Raw genomic sequence first — 15,095 nt, forward strand, 5'->3', positions numbered from 1 at the left:
TTTCCTAACTTACCATTTCTCTGCAAAAAATCGAAGACAGTCTGGTAAATTTTCCGACCAAGGTATTTCACTATGGATAGCACCAGACTGAACTTTCAAGACAAGATTATCCAAGCCTACTCCACCTGCAATCAAATCGTGATAATAGCGAAGCGACGAGTCGATATAGGCTTGTTTGATATTGCCAGCCATCAAGGTCTTGTCCGTATCGTCTGCTTCTTCTGTTCCTACATAAATGAAAATGCGCTGATCAGGCGACAATTTCTTACGCTCGATGTAGCGGTTAAAGGCCTCTTGGTGGAGCCAGTTAGCAGATGAAAATACACCTAGGCAACCAATTCGATCTTGGTATTCCAGTCCGATAAACTGAGTAATATTGCCTCCTAGTGACGAACCAATCATAGCAGTATGCTGGCGATCAGCTTTGGTACGATAGGTTTCATCGATAAAAGGCTTGACCACCTCCATGACAAACTCAGCATATTCCACACCCTTACCGCCAAACTGCTGGCCTGGGATAGGAGATTCTTGAAACTTCCAAGCCGCGTACTCATGCATCCGCCCCAAACCATCATTGTCAATAGCAACAACAATCATGCGACTGATGTCAGGATTTCTCTTAATAGCCGGAATAATCTTCCAAGAGTGTCCGATATAAGACTCCTTGCTGTAAAAGACATTTTGCCCATCATGAAAGTAAACAACAGGGTAAAAACGGTCTGTGTCTTTCTCGTAGTCCTTTGGCAGAAGCACACGCACACGACGCTCCTTTCCTGTATAAGGTACCTTGAGTTTGTGTTCTTTCATTTTCAAGTAAAAGTAGGAATGATTCATTGTCAGAAAACTCTCTATATTCAAAATTTTATCTCATTATACCATAAAAATAGAAAAAAAGTCAGTAATTGTCCATTTTAAGGATAAATAACTAACTTTTCTCATTTAATATTCTAAATTCTTCTGGTTTTTCTGATTAGAGGAGATTGTCAATCAAGTTATCAACTTCATCTTTTTCAACCTGAGGCGTTATCTTAGTAAGCATAATTCCAGCCACTGCTCGCTCAACCAAACCTTCAACATCCATCCATTTTTCATACTTCTCAGCATTCTCTATCTTAGGATTGGTCTTAGGACGATCAGGCGCAAAAATAGTACAACAGTCCTCAAACGGTTGGATAGAAATGTCAAAGGTATCGATTTTCTGGGCGATGTCAATGATTTCCAACTTGTCCATAGTAACCACAGGGCGGATGATAGGGGTGTTGGTCACAGCGTTGATAGCCTGCATACTTTCAAGAGTTTGGCTGGCTACTTGACCAAGACTTTCCCCATTGATGATAACCAAACCATTTCGTACCTCACGGATACGATCGGTAATCCGCATCATAAAACGACGGGTCAAGGTCATGAGGTAGGCTTCTGGCGCCTTAGACTTGATTTCCTCTTGAATCTCTGTAAAAGGCACCTCGATAAACTGGATATTACCACCAAACTTGGTTAATTTGCGGGTCAAATCTTGGGCCTTTTTAAGAGCACCAGGACTTGTGTAAGGAGGGCTGGCAAAGTGAACGGCCTCAATATCCACCCCACGTTTAAGGGCTAGATAACCAGCAACAGGTGAGTCAATCCCTCCTGACAACATGAGCATCCCCTTACCAGAAGTACCTACTGGCAAGCCACCTGCTCCACGAATGGTTTCATAGGAAAGATAGGCTGCTTGCTCACGAATCTCCACCTGAAGATTGATATCGGGATTTTTCATTTGAGCTTGGACATTTGGAATAGCTTCGAATACTGCTCCACCAAGTGTTTGGTTGAGTTCACGACTGTCGAGTTCAAAGTTGTGGTCGCTACGCTTGCTAGAAATTTTAAAGGTCATCCCTTCCTTGTAGATGTCCTGCATAATCTCTTGCACGGCAGACTTAAGCGTCGCAACAGATTTTTCGACCTTATAAACGGGAGAAAAGTTTTGAATTCCAAAGACTTGTTTAAGTGATTCTGCAACCGCTGTATAGTCGGCTCCATTGAGATAAGCGTGAGCACGGTCGCGATCAGCGGTTACTTTTACTTGGGGATAGATGGACAAAACGTCCGAAATGTTATTGCGAAGTTTATTGATGAAACGCATGCGGTTTTTGCCCTTGGTTGACAACTCTCCGTAGCGAATCATAATTTCTGAATACTGCATAAATGCTCCTATCTTACTTTTCTAGTTTGATTGTAAATTAATTTTAGCTTGGTCAAGAACTGCTCGACCTGACTCATATCATTTTCCAGGTCTAGGCTTAGGCGAACAGCTGACTGGGCCTTATCTTTGTCCACTCCCATAGCAAGCAAGCTCCCCGCAGGTTTTCCAGCCTTGGATGAACAAGCAGAGGTTGTGGAGATGAAAATATCATAGTCTTCAAAGGCGTGAACGATGACTTCTCCACGAACACCCTTAATTCCAAAAGTCAGGATATGAGGGGCGAAGTCTTCCTCATCTGAAAAGATAAGAATATCTGGATAATCCAAAAGTGCTTGGCGAATGACTGATCTCATCTGCCCTGTCTTACTAGCAAAGATAGCTAACTTTTCCATAGACAAACGGAGAGCCTTTGCTGTCGCTGCAATCCCTGCCACATTTTCAGTTGTCGAGCGATAATCGTGCTCTTGACCACCACCAGTTAACAGAGGCGTAATTTTCTTACCAGACTTGATATAGACAAAGCCAACACCTCTGACACCATGAAACTTATGACTTGAGAAGGTCGCGAAATCCACTCGATCTGTCAGATATTTTTCAGTCGGAATCTTAGCGAGTGCCTGAACTGCATCAACGTGGAAGGAAATGGTTGGCTTGTCTGCCAACAGTTCTGAGATGGTCTCAATAGGCTGGATAGAGCCAATTTCATTGTTAACTGCCATGATGGAAACGAGGATCGTATCAGGTCGTATCAAATTCGCTAGAGCCTCAACATCCACAAATCCTTTCTCATCAACTGGAGCAAAATCTATCTCAAAACCTTGACTTTTCAGCCAAAGGGCTGATTCCTTGACTGCTGGATGTTCAATAGCTGACACAATGATGTGCTTGCCAAACTGGGCTTTTTCAAAGGCCACACCCTTGATGACCCAGTTATCTCCTTCTGTTCCACCAGAGGTAAAGAAGATTTCATCACTCTTCTTCCCAATCAAATCTGCAATTTGCTGCCGGGAAGCATCTAAAATTCGTGTTGCCTGATCTCCCAAACGATGGAGACTGGATGGATTTCCTACAATTTTTGAAGCGACCTGCATGTAAGTTTCAAGTGCTTCAGGATAAGGCTTAGTTGTCGCCGAATTATCAAAGTAGATCATGTTTTCTCACGCTTTCTAAAATCACTCCTTCTATTTTATCATGAAACGAAGCTTACGACAAGAAAGGGAAGTTTCTCTTTTTTTAAGATTTTTTTAAAGAAATGAGGTATAATAAATCATAATCAAAGGAGAGTATCATGTCTAACTATCGTAGAACTTCAAAACCAAAAAGAGAACACATCAAAAAGGGATTCACTGTCTTTCAAAAAACGATTGCTACCATCGGTAGTATCCTTGGTCTGATCACCGCTAGTATCACCATTATGAACGCTATGGATAATAATAAAAACAATAAAAAAGAGCCTACAACAACCCAAACAACTGTTGTCAAGGAAATTCAAAAAGAATCGCCTCAGGAAAATACTACTCCTAACAAGGACAACACTTCTACTAAAGAAAATACCCCGCAAGAAGAAACTTCTCAATCCAACAAGAAAGAGGAGAAAAAAGAAGAACAAAAAACAACAACTCAGGACTCTTCTACACCAGCTACAAATAAAGAAACAAGTGATAACGGAACACAGTCAAATACGACGAGTTCTGAAACTAAAACGAACCAGTAGTCACTAAAATAGCTTCCTTCCAGATTTGGAAAGAAGCTATTTTTTATTGTTGCAATACTTTTCGTGGTTTGGTTCCCTCAGCTGGACCGATGACACCTGCCATTTCGAGTTCTTCCATCAGGCGGGTTGCACGGTTGAATCCAACCGACAAACGACGCTGAATCATCGAAGCACTGGCTTTCTGCGTCTCGATAACCAGAGCCTTGGCTTCTTCAAAAAGCGGATCGCCACCAGCTTCACCATCTGAAAATTCTCCTTCATTTTCAGAAACCTCACCTGGGTCAAAACTCTCATCGTAGTCCGCATCTGCCTGCGCCTTGATAAAGTTTACGATGCGTTCAACATCATCATCCGAGATAAAGGATCCTTGCAGACGGACTGGGTGATTTTCATCAATTGGTTTAAAGAGCATGTCTCCTCGACCAAGCAGTTTTTCTGCTCCATTCTCATCCAAGATGGTTCGTGAATCTGTGCCTGATGAAACTGCAAAAGCCACACGAGATGGGACATTGGCCTTGATGAGACCAGAAATGACATCAACTGATGGACGCTGGGTTGCGAGAATCATGTGAATCCCTGCAGCACGCGCCTTCTGTCCAAGACGGATGATGGCATCTTCCACTTCCTTGCTAGCCACCATCATGAGGTCTGCCAACTCGTCCACAATGACAACAATCAAAGGCAGGGGTACTTGTTTGTACTCAGATTGGCTATTAAATTCCTCGACCTTGGCATTGTAACCAGCGATATTTCGTACTCCAACCTTAGCAAAGAGTTCATAACGGTTTTCCATCTCATCCACCACCTTTTGCAGAGCCTTGCTAGCCTTGCGTGGATTGGTCACAACTGGGATCAAGAGATGAGGAATGTCGTTGTAAACCGATAGCTCAACCATCTTTGGATCCACCATCATAAACTTGACTTGGTCTGGTCTCGCCTTCATGAGAATGCTAGCGATAATACCGTTAACTGCGACTGACTTCCCTGAACCCGTCGAACCTGCAACCAGTAGGTGGGGCATCTTGGAAAGGTCGAAGGTACGAGCAGTTCCATTGACAGCCTTACCTAGAGGTATTTCAAGGAGATTTTCTGGTTTTGTTTGAGACTGTTCCCAGAGTTCACGGAAGGAAACGGTCGCAATTTCAGAGTTTGGAACCTCAATCCCGACTAAGGATTTACCAGGTATTGGAGCCTCAATCCGAACATCCTTGGCCGCCAAAGCCAGCGCTAAGTCATCTGCCAAATTGGAAATGCGGTTAACCCGTACACCAACGGCTGGCTTGACTTCATACTTGGTAACAGATGGACCGATTTCAGCCCGTTCCACCGTTACCTTGATACCAAAGCTAGCAAAGGTTTCTTCTAGGATTTTTATATTTTCTCGAACAATTTTCTTTTCCTTGGACTGGTCTTTGGGTTTATCTGGCGCAAAGAGTTGCAAGCTTGGCAGTTTGTATTCAAGGGCTTCTTTGGCAGAAAAATCAACCTGCACCTCTTCATCCTCAAAGTCTTCTTCCTCATCTGGAACTTCAAACTCAGCTTGAGGAAGGATAATCTCTGGTTCAATCCATTCTTCCTCAGGAATTGGGGGAAGATCGTAGCCTAGTTCTTCTGATAAGATTTCTCCAGTTTCAAGATCTACAGGAGGAAGTGGTAGCGCATCCTGTTCTTCTTGTTCTCTCTGAATTCTTGCTGCTTCTTCAGCTTCTTGGCGTGCCTTCTCTTCTTCTCTCTTGATAAAGCGTTCCTGTTTTCTCTGTTCCTGTTTTTCCATGAAGGATCTGAACTGAGCTCCAATAAAGGCTGCAACATCATAAATAGACCAAGGACTGACCAAGAGTGCCCCAACTAGAATCAAAAGAACTCCAATAAAGTAGGAGCCGATATTTGAGAAAAGAAAGGCAATGGGGATATAAAGTCCGACACCAAGCAAGCCTCCACCAGCGAAGCTAGTCACCCGCATACCAGTCAGGTCCGTCATAACTTGAGCCAAGGTCCCTTTTAGAACTGACTGCTCCAAGCCATATTTCCATACCAAGTAGGCCTCAAAAATCAAGAGTAAGCCAGCAAAGATACAGAGAAATCCTGACAGAAGTCCCTCTTTCTTGCGTATCCATTTAAATAGAAAGAGATAAACGAGGAGAGCACCAATGGCAACATAGGCCAAACTTCCGACCACCAGTCGAATGAGATTGTAAAGGGTGATACCCGCCGCACCGAGCTTGAGGGCTGCAATAATCAACAATAAGGCAATCCCTAAGGAAATCAACATCCTCTGAATAGCCTGTTTTCTTTCGAGTTCTGCTTTAGACGATCTCCGTCTTGTTTTTGTAGTATTCTTGTTTGCCATTCTTTTATTATACCATATTTCACAGCCATTTCGAACAGAGAAAAAGATTGCACCAAAGGGTACAATCTTTCTATTTTGATACTTTTTATGCTTGTGGTTTGCGTAAGTAACCATAAACCACACCACTTACGATTGCACCAATCAAGACAAAGACTAGGTAAAGAAGGGCATTTGAAGTAAGGGCGATGACGAAGATTCCTCCGTGTGGCGCCATGAGTTTGATACCAGCAAGACCAACGAGTCCGCCTGCCACCGCAGAACCAAGGATGAAACTTGGGATCGCACGAGCTGGGTCAGCAGCACCAAATGGAATTGCTCCCTCGGTGATAAATGACAAGCCCATGATGATGTTTGTCAAACCAGAGTTACGTTCTTCTTTAGTAAATTTATCTTTGAAAAGAAGGGTTGCGACAAAGATTGCAAGTGGTGGAACCATTCCTCCAGCCATAACTGCTGCCATAGCTACTGAACCACCTGAAGAAACAGTCGCAGCAAGCGTACCAGTACCAAAGACATAAGCTGCTTTGTTGACTGGTCCACCCATGTCAACAGCCATCATTCCACCAAGAACGATACCAAGAAGGACAGCTGAGCCTCCTCCAAGACCGCCTAGGAAGTCATTCATAGCAGTGTTGATTGCTGCCATTGGGATGTTAACAGCTAGCATAACAAATCCAGTCAAGATTGTTCCAAGAAGTGGCAAGAGAAGAATTGATTTTGCCCCTTCAAGTGAACGAGGAACTTTTACGTATTTCTTGATAGCAAGAACCAAGGCACCTGCGATAAATCCACCAACAAGGGCACCTAGGAAACCAGATGAGACACCTGCAAGAGTTGAAGTTGCTTCTCCGCCTGCAGCATAAGGGATTTTACCAAAGGCAAAACCTTCTTTGGCAATAGCACCAGCCACGAAACCTGCTACCAAACCAGGTTTTTCAGCGATAGAGTAGGCAACATATCCTGCAAAGACTGGGAGCATCAAGCCAAAGGCCGCGCCACCAATTTTCATGAACATAGAAGCTAGCTCATGGTAGGATCCGAGATTGCCAAGACTATCTTGTGGCACACCAAAAGCTCCGTCGATCAAGAAAGCAAGGGCAATCATGATACCACCACCGATAACGAATGGCAACATTTGTGATACACCACTCATCAAGTGTTTGTAGAAGGCACCACCAAGGCTTTGTTTTTCATTAGATGCTGTTGCAGCTTTGGCCCCATTAGCGGCACGATAAACTTCAGCATCTCCTGAAAGAGCCAAGGTGATCAGTTCTTCTGTCTTACGGATACCATCTGCAACTGGACGATTTACCAATGGTTTGCCATCGAAACGATCCATTTCTACTGCCTTATCTGCTGCGATGATAACAGCTTTAGCCTTGCGGATGTCCTCTGCAGTTAGTTGATTTCCAACACCGCTTGCACCATTAGTCTCAACCTTGATACCAACACCCATTTCAGTAGCTACTTTTTGAAGGGCTTCTTGGGCCATGTAAGTGTGGGCAATACCTGTCGTACAAGCTGTAACAGCTACGATAAAGTCCCCAGAGTCATTAGCAGGTACTTGAACAGGCTCCTCAGCTTTTTCTGAAGCTTGGTCAAAGAGTTCGATAACTTGATCTGCCGATGTTACTTGACGAAGTTTGTCAGCAAAACCGTCTTTCATCAAGTATTGAGACAATTCTGCCAATGCTGCCAAGTGAGTATCATTGGCACCTTCTGGAGCAGCAATCATGAAGAAGAGGTCTGTTGGTTGCCCATCCAAGCTTTCATAGTCAACACCCTTGTTTGACTTAGCAAAGAGAACTGTCGCTTCTTTTACAGCAGAGTTCTTGCTGTGAGGCATAGCAATTCCATCACCCAAACCAGTGGAAGTGAGAGCTTCACGCGCTAAAATTCCTTCTTTAAAGGTTTCAAAATCTGTCACATAACCGTGATCTACCAAACTTTTAATCATCTCTTCAATGACAGCTGTTTTTTCAGTTGCCTGCAAATCCAGCAACATGACATCTTTTCTCAATAGGTCTTGAATTTTCATCGTTTTTCTACCTCAACTTTTTCATATGTTTCTTTAATAAATTCCGCTGTTGCCAAGTCATCCGAGAAGGTAGTTGCTGTTCCACAAGCTACTCCCCATTTGAAGGCTTCTACCGCATCTTTTGATTTGACAAACTCACCTGTAAATCCGGCAACCATAGAATCGCCAGCTCCGACTGAATTTTTCACAATTCCCTTGATAGGTTTGGCGAAGTAAGCTCCCTCAGATGTGACAAGAAGAGCACCATCACCTGCCATAGAGATAATGACGTTTTGAGCACCTTTAGTCAGCAATTCTCGAGCATATTTCTCGATTTCATCTAAACTTTCGAGTTTCACTCCAAAGATAGCTCCAAGTTCGTGATTGTTTGGTTTGACCAAAAGTGGCTGGTAAGCCAAACTATCAATCAAGGTCTGACCCTCAAAGTCACAAACTACTTGCGCACCTGTCTGACGGGTCAGGGCAATTAAATCCTTGTAGATGACATTGCCTAGGTTCTTAGCACTTGAACCAGCAAACACAACGGTATCATCTGCAGTCAAACTAGATAAAATAGCTTTCAATTCTTCTAGCTGTGCTGGTTCAACATTTGGACCCACTCCGTTGATTTCTGTTTCTTGGTCTGCTTTAATCTTGACATTGATGCGAGTATCTTCTGCTACTTGGACAAAACGAGACTCGATTTCTTCTTTTGCAAGGATATCTGTGATAAATTTACCAGTAAATCCTCCGATAAAGCCGGTCGCTGTATTTGGAATGCCTAAACGTTTCAAAACACGACTGACATTGATTCCTTTCCCACCAGCAAACTTATCATCACTGTCCATACGATTGACACTACCGACTTGGACTTGGTCCAAGCGAACGATATAGTCAATGGATGGATTGAGTGTGACTGTATAAATCATACCTCTATTACCTCCGTTTTCTTCTTAATGGCTTGCAAGAGCTCATGCCCTTGACTTGTAATGACAATAGCACGTTTAAGTGGTGCTACCTTGGCAAAGCAAGTTTGTCCAATTTTGGACGAATCAACCAAGACATAGGTTTGTTTGGCATTCTCCAAAATAGCACGTTTCACAGCTCCCTCCTCCATATCTGGAGTTGTATAATAACCATCGTCGACACCATTCATCCCGATAAAGGCACGGTCAAAGTGCAATTGATTGATTTGATTAAGAGCAACACCACCGATACATGCATCTGTTGCCATCTTGACACTTCCTCCAACCATGACAGTTGGAATCTGCTTTTCAACCAGCTGAACCGCATGGTGAATGGAGTTGGTCACAACCGTGATATTCTTATTAACCAATTCCTTGATTAAAAAAGCAGTTGTCGTTCCAGCATCAATAAAGATAACATCTTGTTCCTTAATAAGAGAGGCTGCTTTCTGAGCCAGTAGTTTCTTCTCTTGAAGGTTTTTGACAGATTTTTCTTGGATGGTTTCTTCTTCCTGCAAGGAGTGGGGTAATTCTGCTCCACCATGCACACGGCGAAGCTTGTTTTCCGCCTCCAACTCGTCCAAATCTCTTCGTACTGTCGATTCTGATGTTTCTAATAGACTAACCAATTTTTCTAGGGAAACTACATGATGTTTATTTAACTCCTCTAAAATCAGTTGCTTTCGCTCAGTTTTTAACACCAAATCACCTCCTGTTATCGTTTACACTATTCATTCTAGCACAATTTTTATCAAAGTCAAGCATTTTTTATCATTTTCTTTCAAAAACTATCATTTTTGCTAATTCTGGAATTTTTATTGCAAGATGAAGCGCTTTATGGTAGACTATTTTAGTAAGCATTGGAAGATTACTCAAGAGGCTTAAGAGGCCGTGTTGGAAACGCGGTAGGCGTGTAACAGCGTGCGTGGGTTCGAATCCCATGTCTTCCGTAGAAAAGAAAAATTATTTTGGGGATACGACAAAAACGTTGTATCCTTTTTGTATCCTTTTTTTACAAAAGACTGCCAAAGAATACCAAAGGTAAAAATAAAAAACGTTGATTTAACAACGTTTTTCCAAGGTTGGTGAAAGAATAATGGAGCCGGTGGGAGTCGAACCCACGTCCAAACACCTGCCAACATATTTGTCTACAACCATAGGTTATGTATTGTTTTAACAGTCCCTCGACACATAACTCAAGCCTAGGAACTGCGAGTCTATTAATCTCTTATCAAACCACTAGACAAGGCTTGATCGTATCTCGCTAATCATAAGACCTGTCATTGAACACGAGCAATCCAAATCAGGTCACGCCTGCTGGTTTTTAGGCAGCTAGAGCGTAAGAAGTGTTATTTTTTGCAGTTATATTTAACTGAGCGTTTACGTCGCCACACGGGTTGCAAAATATGCCTCATAATGCCTGTCGAATCCGTAACGACCCCAAAAGGATAGAACTATTATAACCTATCTTCAAAAAAAATGCAAAATCAAGCCGTTTCTTTAGAAAAGAACTCCTTTTAAGGCTTCTGATAAGGCTTGATAACCGGCTACACTTAGATGAAGGCCATCCGTTGTATAGACTGATTGAAGTTGCCCTTCTGAATCTGTCAAACTATCATAAATAGGCACAAAATCTACCTGCATATAGGCAGATGCTAGAGCCTCATAGGCTTGATTCCATTCTCTAATCTTTTCATTGGTTCGGATATAAACAGTCTGCTTGTATTTCTCTCCCTCATTGACTGGCAAAATGGAAAGGAGTTTTATTTGTGACAGCGGATAATCCCGGACAATCGATTGAATCACACGCTCAAGATTATCCAAAGCATCATTCATAGGGACATCTTTTCCGATATCATTTGTCCCAATTAAGAGAACAATTTGATCCACAGCATCACCATAAAGATGGGCATCAAGATTCTCTAGCAACAGTCTCGTCTGGTAGCCTCGAATCCCTCGATTGACAATCGTCTTTTCAGTCCCAAACAACTCTTGCAAAGGGTAGTACTCCACTATCGAATCACCAATAAAGATGATATCTGGCTCTAGAACAGATACTTGATTCAATTCACGATACTTGGTTTGAATTTTTTCCTGCTCCTTTAAGAGCCAATTTTCTAATAACTGTACTGCCACCTTATCCCTCTTTCTCTAACCAATTTTCTAGAACTTGATAAACACCAGCCTGGCTGTTAGCTGGTGCTAGTGCAGTCGCAACTGCCTTGGCCTCATCATCTGCATTTTCCATCGCATAGGCAATACCAGCCATCTCCAACATCTCGACATCATTTTCACTGTCACCAAAAGCCATAACTTGTTCCGATTGCAAATTCCAGCGCTTGAGTAATTCTTCCAATCCCCAAGCCTTGTGAACACCAGCCTGTAGGATATCGATACAACCATAACCACTGGAAACAGCTCTTACATGCCCATCAAAGAGATCATTGATTTCCCGCAAAACGGAACTCGATCGTTCTTCACCAACGACCATGCTCATCTTTAGAACTCCTCCAAAGAGGTCTGAGTTTAGCTCATCCACAAAATTGGTCCTTTGGTAAAGTTTTTCAATCATCTCTGGAGTCATAAATTTTTCTAGGTCTGTAAAAACAGTTCCTTCCTTGACAAAACTCCCATTCATACTAGTGACGACGAACTGATCTCGACACTCCCTCCCTTTAAAATGAAGGAGAGCCTTGTCAACCATAGCATCATCCCAGGTCTGAGCTTGAATCAGTTTATTGTTTTCAAAAATACGCGCCCCATTGGCAACTACTAGAACTACTCTACTAGCCAAGTGTTCTAGTAATTGTCTCATACGATGAACTTCATTCCCCGTCGCAATGACAAAACGGATATCCCTTTGATCCAGCTGATCTAAAATCTTTTCCAAGCGGGGCAGATCTAGCTGCCCCCTCGGGTCTAGCAAGGTTCCATCCATGTCTGTTGCAATTAATTTAATCGTCATCATATCTCCTTTAGGGTGAGCACCTACCACTTCAACCCTACATGTTCATTCATTTCTTTATAGGCCGTGTCAATTCGTTCCTTGGTCGCCTCATCCAACTTGTCACGGTGACTGCCCCCCTCGATGAAGTCCTCTAGGATATAGGTCTGATAGAGGAAGAGCGGATAGCCTTCTGGAGAGTATGTTCCTTTCGGTGTCCGATTGACCCAAGTTGGATGCGCTTTGGCAGTTTCAATCCTTGTTTTACCATCTTTTTTCTTAATGGTCACATCCATGAGAACACCGCGCTCCGTCCACTTGGCATTTTCCTCGTCTTGCATGGTTTCAATGCGTTGGTTTGAGAGGAAATTTCCCATGGAGTAGATGATCAGTTTTTTGTCGCCATCTTTTTCAACCGTTTCAGAAGGTTCAACGACGTGAGGATGCCCTCCAAAGATAATATCAGCTCCCCAGTCAATCATCTTGTGGTACAGTGTTTTCTGTTCCTCCGTCGGTTCTAGCTGGTACTCAATTCCCATCTGAGGCATGATGACAGTAATATCCGCTTCCTTCTCAGCACGCTCGATTTCTGCCTTCATCTTATCTTCATTCAGATCAGAAAGATAGCGATTATAGTCCTCTTGGGAAATGGATTGTTCAATACCGTTAAAGCCATAGGAATAGGCTAAGAGAGCTACCTTGATACCATTGACCTCCTTGATAACAATAGGAGACTTGTCCCGTGGTTCCTTAGTGTAGACTCCGATGGGTGTCATTCCAGCCTTTTCAATAGCTTGAGCTGTCGAAACCACTCCCTCTATCTGAGAATCCAAGATGTGATTGTGAGCCAAGTCTAGAACTTGGTAGCCTGCATCCTTGATAGCATCCATGACTTCCCCTGGTGCATTAAAGAGAGGATAACCTGCCAAGTAGTGGTCCTTGTTCACCGTTCCTTCAAAGTCACCAATTACCAAATCAGCTTGTTTGAGCCAGGGTTTTACATATTCAAAATTTTCATGGAAATCATAGGTTCCATCTTCTTTAAGAGCTGTTCGGTAGATGGGAATATGGTAGAGAAGGTCACCATTTGCCATGATACGTGCCGTTGTTTCGCCAGACTGATTTTCTTTGGATTTACCAGACGTCGTAGTCTGACTGCTAGGGCTTGTTTCCTTGCTGCCTTGTACTGCTCGAACTAATAAGTTTCCCCCCATGGATAAGGCAACTGCAAGCAATAACACAATAATAAACTGGGCATTGGTCCAGGATTTATAATTCCGAAAGAAATCAACACAAGTCTTCCACACCTCATAAAGAGAATCATGAGACCGTCTATCTTGCCGCTTTTCCATCTTTATCCCCCCCTTGCTTTTACTGCAAGTCTTTTCTTTTATTATACCACAGACAAAAGGGGAATATCGTTTATTATATTATTTTTTAGGAACTTCTGTGACTTTCTTTCTCGTCTATTTTGTGTTATCATGTAGAGGTAATGAAAGGAGAGAAAATGTCTGCTATAGAACGTATTACAAAAGCTGCTCACTTAATTGATATGAACGATATTATCCGTGAGGGGAACCCAACTCTGCGTGCGATTGCTGAGGAGGTCACTTTCCCGCTGTCTGACCAGGAAATCATCCTTGGTGAAAAGATGATGCAATTCCTCAAACATTCTCAGGATCCTGTTATGGCTGAGAAAATGGGACTCCGTGGTGGTGTTGGCCTTGCTGCTCCCCAGCTGGATATCTCAAAACGTATTATTGCTGTTTTAGTGCCAAATATTGTGGAAGAAGGTGAGACTCCACAGGAAGCCTACGATTTGCAAGCGATTATGTACAACCCAAAAATCGTATCACACTCAGTCCAAGATGCGGCTCTAGGCGAAGGCGAGGGATGCCTGTCTGTTGATCGTGTAGTTCCGGGCTATGTTGTCCGTCATGCCCGTGTCACTGTTGATTACTTTGACAAGGACGGCGAAAAACACCGTATCAAGCTCAAAGGCTACAACTCCATCGTTGTCCAACATGAAATTGATCATCTAAACGGAATCATGTTTTACGATCGTATCAACGAAAAAGATCCATTTGCCGTTAAAGAAGGACTCCTCATTCTTGAATAAAGAAAATCCCGTTGCAAGACGGGGTTTTGTGTTATAATAGAGACATGAAAACAAATGATATTGTCTATGGCGTCCACGCTGTTACAGAAGCCCTCCTTGCAAATACAGGAAACAAACTCTACCTCCAAGATGATCTCCGAGGTAAAAATGTTGAGAAGGTCAAGGAACTGGCTGCTGAGAAAAAGGTCTCCATCTCTTGGACTTCAAAAAAATCCCTCTCTGAAATGACTGAAGGCGCTGTCCACCAAGGTTTTGTTCTACGAGTTTCCGAATTTGCCTATAGCGAGCTAGAACACATTCTTGCCAAAACGCGTCAAGAAGAAAACCCTTTGCTATTGATTCTGGACGGGTTAACTGACCCCCATAATCTAGGTTCTATCTTGCGAACAGCCGATGCGACCAATGTTTCAGGTGTCATCATTCCCAAGCACCGTGCTGTCGGAGTGACTCCTGTCGTTGCTAAAACGGCCACAGGTGCTATTGAACATGTACCGATTGCCCGAGTGACCAACCTCAGTCAAACCCTCGATAAACTCAAAGACGAAGGATTCTGGACCTTTGGAACGGATATGAACGGCACTCCTTGCCACAAGTGGAATACAAAAGGGAAAATCGCCCTCATCATCGGAAATGAAGGAAAAGGTATCTCTAGCAACATCAAAAAACAGGTCGATGAGATGATCACCATTCCAATGAACGGACATGTTCAAAGCCTCAATGCCAGTGTTGCTGCAGCCATTCTCATGTACGAAGTTTTCCGAAACCGACTATAAAAAAAGTTCTACTACTACTACTATTAGT

The 15,095-nt window shown here is 43.0% G+C and carries 13 protein-coding genes, 1 tRNA gene and 1 other RNA gene; 4 read left to right on the plus strand and 11 right to left on the minus strand.

Going from position 1 to position 15,095, the window contains the following annotated elements; genetic code table 11:
- Window positions 1-9: 9 nt before the first annotated feature.
- The 3 genes from HMPREF0850_RS10160 to HMPREF0850_RS10170 all read right to left on the minus strand — a co-directional run bounded on the left by HMPREF0850_RS10160 (window position 10) and on the right by HMPREF0850_RS10170 (window position 3,336).
- On the minus strand, window positions 10-834 hold the full coding sequence (locus tag HMPREF0850_RS10160) for an alpha/beta hydrolase (RefSeq protein WP_001016808.1): 825 nt from the start codon (window positions 832-834) through the stop codon (window positions 10-12).
- Between the two features lie 136 nt (window positions 835-970).
- Window positions 971-2,185: a tRNA uracil 4-sulfurtransferase ThiI gene (gene thiI, locus HMPREF0850_RS10165; protein WP_001200058.1), complete on the minus strand. Its 1,215-nt coding sequence runs from the start codon at window positions 2,183-2,185 to the stop codon at window positions 971-973.
- An 8-nt stretch (window positions 2,186-2,193) separates the two neighbouring features.
- The gene (locus tag HMPREF0850_RS10170) at window positions 2,194-3,336 is read right to left on the minus strand and encodes a cysteine desulfurase family protein (RefSeq protein ID WP_000638931.1); all 1,143 of its coding nucleotides are present in this window, start codon (window positions 3,334-3,336) and stop codon (window positions 2,194-2,196) included.
- Window positions 3,337-3,473: 137 nt separating this feature from the next.
- Between HMPREF0850_RS10170 and HMPREF0850_RS10175 the strand changes: the two genes are divergently transcribed.
- Window positions 3,474-3,899: a DUF6556 family protein gene (locus HMPREF0850_RS10175; RefSeq protein WP_000073905.1), complete on the plus strand. Its 426-nt coding sequence runs from the start codon at window positions 3,474-3,476 to the stop codon at window positions 3,897-3,899.
- Window positions 3,900-3,942: 43 nt separating this feature from the next.
- On the opposite strand, the gene HMPREF0850_RS10180 is transcribed toward HMPREF0850_RS10175, so the two are convergent.
- The 4 genes from HMPREF0850_RS10180 to HMPREF0850_RS10195 all read right to left on the minus strand — a co-directional run bounded on the left by HMPREF0850_RS10180 (window position 3,943) and on the right by HMPREF0850_RS10195 (window position 9,932).
- Window positions 3,943-6,249 (minus strand): DNA translocase FtsK, encoded by a 2,307-nt coding sequence (locus tag HMPREF0850_RS10180; protein ID WP_009014048.1) that lies wholly within the window; start codon window positions 6,247-6,249, stop codon window positions 3,943-3,945.
- Window positions 6,250-6,334: 85 nt separating this feature from the next.
- Window positions 6,335-8,287, minus strand: a complete 1,953-nt coding sequence (locus tag HMPREF0850_RS10185) for a PTS fructose transporter subunit IIABC (RefSeq protein ID WP_000701472.1) — start codon at window positions 8,285-8,287, stop codon at window positions 6,335-6,337.
- A complete protein-coding gene (gene pfkB, locus HMPREF0850_RS10190) occupies window positions 8,284-9,195 on the minus strand; it encodes a 1-phosphofructokinase (protein ID WP_000640813.1) in 912 nt (303 codons plus the stop codon). The genes HMPREF0850_RS10185 and pfkB overlap by 4 nt, the downstream gene beginning before the upstream one ends.
- The gene (locus HMPREF0850_RS10195) at window positions 9,192-9,932 is read right to left on the minus strand and encodes a DeoR/GlpR family DNA-binding transcription regulator (protein WP_000920624.1); all 741 of its coding nucleotides are present in this window, start codon (window positions 9,930-9,932) and stop codon (window positions 9,192-9,194) included. The genes pfkB and HMPREF0850_RS10195 overlap by 4 nt, the downstream gene beginning before the upstream one ends.
- 161 nt (window positions 9,933-10,093) lie before the next feature.
- On the opposite strand from HMPREF0850_RS10195, the gene HMPREF0850_RS10200 reads away from it, so the two are divergent.
- Window positions 10,094-10,181: transfer RNA gene (locus tag HMPREF0850_RS10200), tRNA-Ser, on the plus strand.
- A gap of 144 nt (window positions 10,182-10,325) precedes the next feature.
- Here HMPREF0850_RS10200 and ssrA read toward each other — a convergent pair.
- From ssrA to HMPREF0850_RS12865, 4 genes are all read right to left on the minus strand, one after another.
- Window positions 10,326-10,673: a transfer-messenger RNA gene (gene ssrA / locus HMPREF0850_RS12860) on the minus strand.
- 58 nt (window positions 10,674-10,731) lie between these two features.
- Entirely contained in the window at window positions 10,732-11,367 is a 636-nt protein-coding gene (locus HMPREF0850_RS10205; RefSeq protein WP_000290632.1) for an SGNH/GDSL hydrolase family protein, read from the minus strand.
- A gap of 1 nt (window position 11,368) precedes the next feature.
- Entirely contained in the window at window positions 11,369-12,196 is an 828-nt protein-coding gene (locus tag HMPREF0850_RS10210) for an HAD family hydrolase (protein ID WP_000152915.1), read from the minus strand.
- A gap of 23 nt (window positions 12,197-12,219) precedes the next feature.
- Window positions 12,220-13,527 (minus strand): CapA family protein, encoded by a 1,308-nt coding sequence (locus tag HMPREF0850_RS12865; protein WP_000415539.1) that lies wholly within the window; start codon window positions 13,525-13,527, stop codon window positions 12,220-12,222.
- A gap of 155 nt (window positions 13,528-13,682) precedes the next feature.
- Here HMPREF0850_RS12865 and def point away from each other — a divergent pair, with 155 nt between their 5' ends.
- Window positions 13,683-14,294 (plus strand): peptide deformylase, encoded by a 612-nt coding sequence (gene def / locus HMPREF0850_RS10225; protein WP_001272943.1) that lies wholly within the window; start codon window positions 13,683-13,685, stop codon window positions 14,292-14,294.
- A 44-nt stretch (window positions 14,295-14,338) separates the two neighbouring features.
- Entirely contained in the window at window positions 14,339-15,067 is a 729-nt protein-coding gene (gene rlmB / locus HMPREF0850_RS10230) for a 23S rRNA (guanosine(2251)-2'-O)-methyltransferase RlmB (RefSeq protein WP_000855726.1), read from the plus strand.
- Window positions 15,068-15,095: the final 28 nt, after the last annotated feature.

This window comes from Streptococcus sp. M143 (genome assembly GCF_000162495.1).
GTDB classification, from domain to species: domain Bacteria; phylum Bacillota; class Bacilli; order Lactobacillales; family Streptococcaceae; genus Streptococcus; species Streptococcus dentisani.

Bases quoted from the DNA above. Each gene is read 5' to 3' on its own strand.
- HMPREF0850_RS10160 (WP_001016808.1), bottom strand. From the start codon at position 834: ATGAATCATTCCTACTTTTACTTGAAAATGAAAGAACACAAACTCAAG.
- thiI (WP_001200058.1), bottom strand. From the start codon at position 2,185: ATGCAGTATTCAGAAATTATGATTCGCTACGGAGAGTTGTCAACCAAG.
- HMPREF0850_RS10170 (WP_000638931.1), bottom strand. From the start codon at position 3,336: ATGATCTACTTTGATAATTCGGCGACAACTAAGCCTTATCCTGAAGCA.
- HMPREF0850_RS10175 (WP_000073905.1), top strand. From the start codon at position 3,474: ATGTCTAACTATCGTAGAACTTCAAAACCAAAAAGAGAACACATCAAA.
- HMPREF0850_RS10180 (WP_009014048.1), bottom strand. From the start codon at position 6,249: ATGGCAAACAAGAATACTACAAAAACAAGACGGAGATCGTCTAAAGCA.
- HMPREF0850_RS10185 (WP_000701472.1), bottom strand. From the start codon at position 8,287: ATGAAAATTCAAGACCTATTGAGAAAAGATGTCATGTTGCTGGATTTG.
- pfkB (WP_000640813.1), bottom strand. From the start codon at position 9,195: ATGATTTATACAGTCACACTCAATCCATCCATTGACTATATCGTTCGC.
- HMPREF0850_RS10210 (WP_000152915.1), bottom strand. From the start codon at position 12,196: ATGACGATTAAATTAATTGCAACAGACATGGATGGAACCTTGCTAGAC.
- HMPREF0850_RS12865 (WP_000415539.1), bottom strand. From the start codon at position 13,527: ATGGAAAAGCGGCAAGATAGACGGTCTCATGATTCTCTTTATGAGGTG.
- def (WP_001272943.1), top strand. From the start codon at position 13,683: ATGTCTGCTATAGAACGTATTACAAAAGCTGCTCACTTAATTGATATG.
- rlmB (WP_000855726.1), top strand. From the start codon at position 14,339: ATGAAAACAAATGATATTGTCTATGGCGTCCACGCTGTTACAGAAGCC.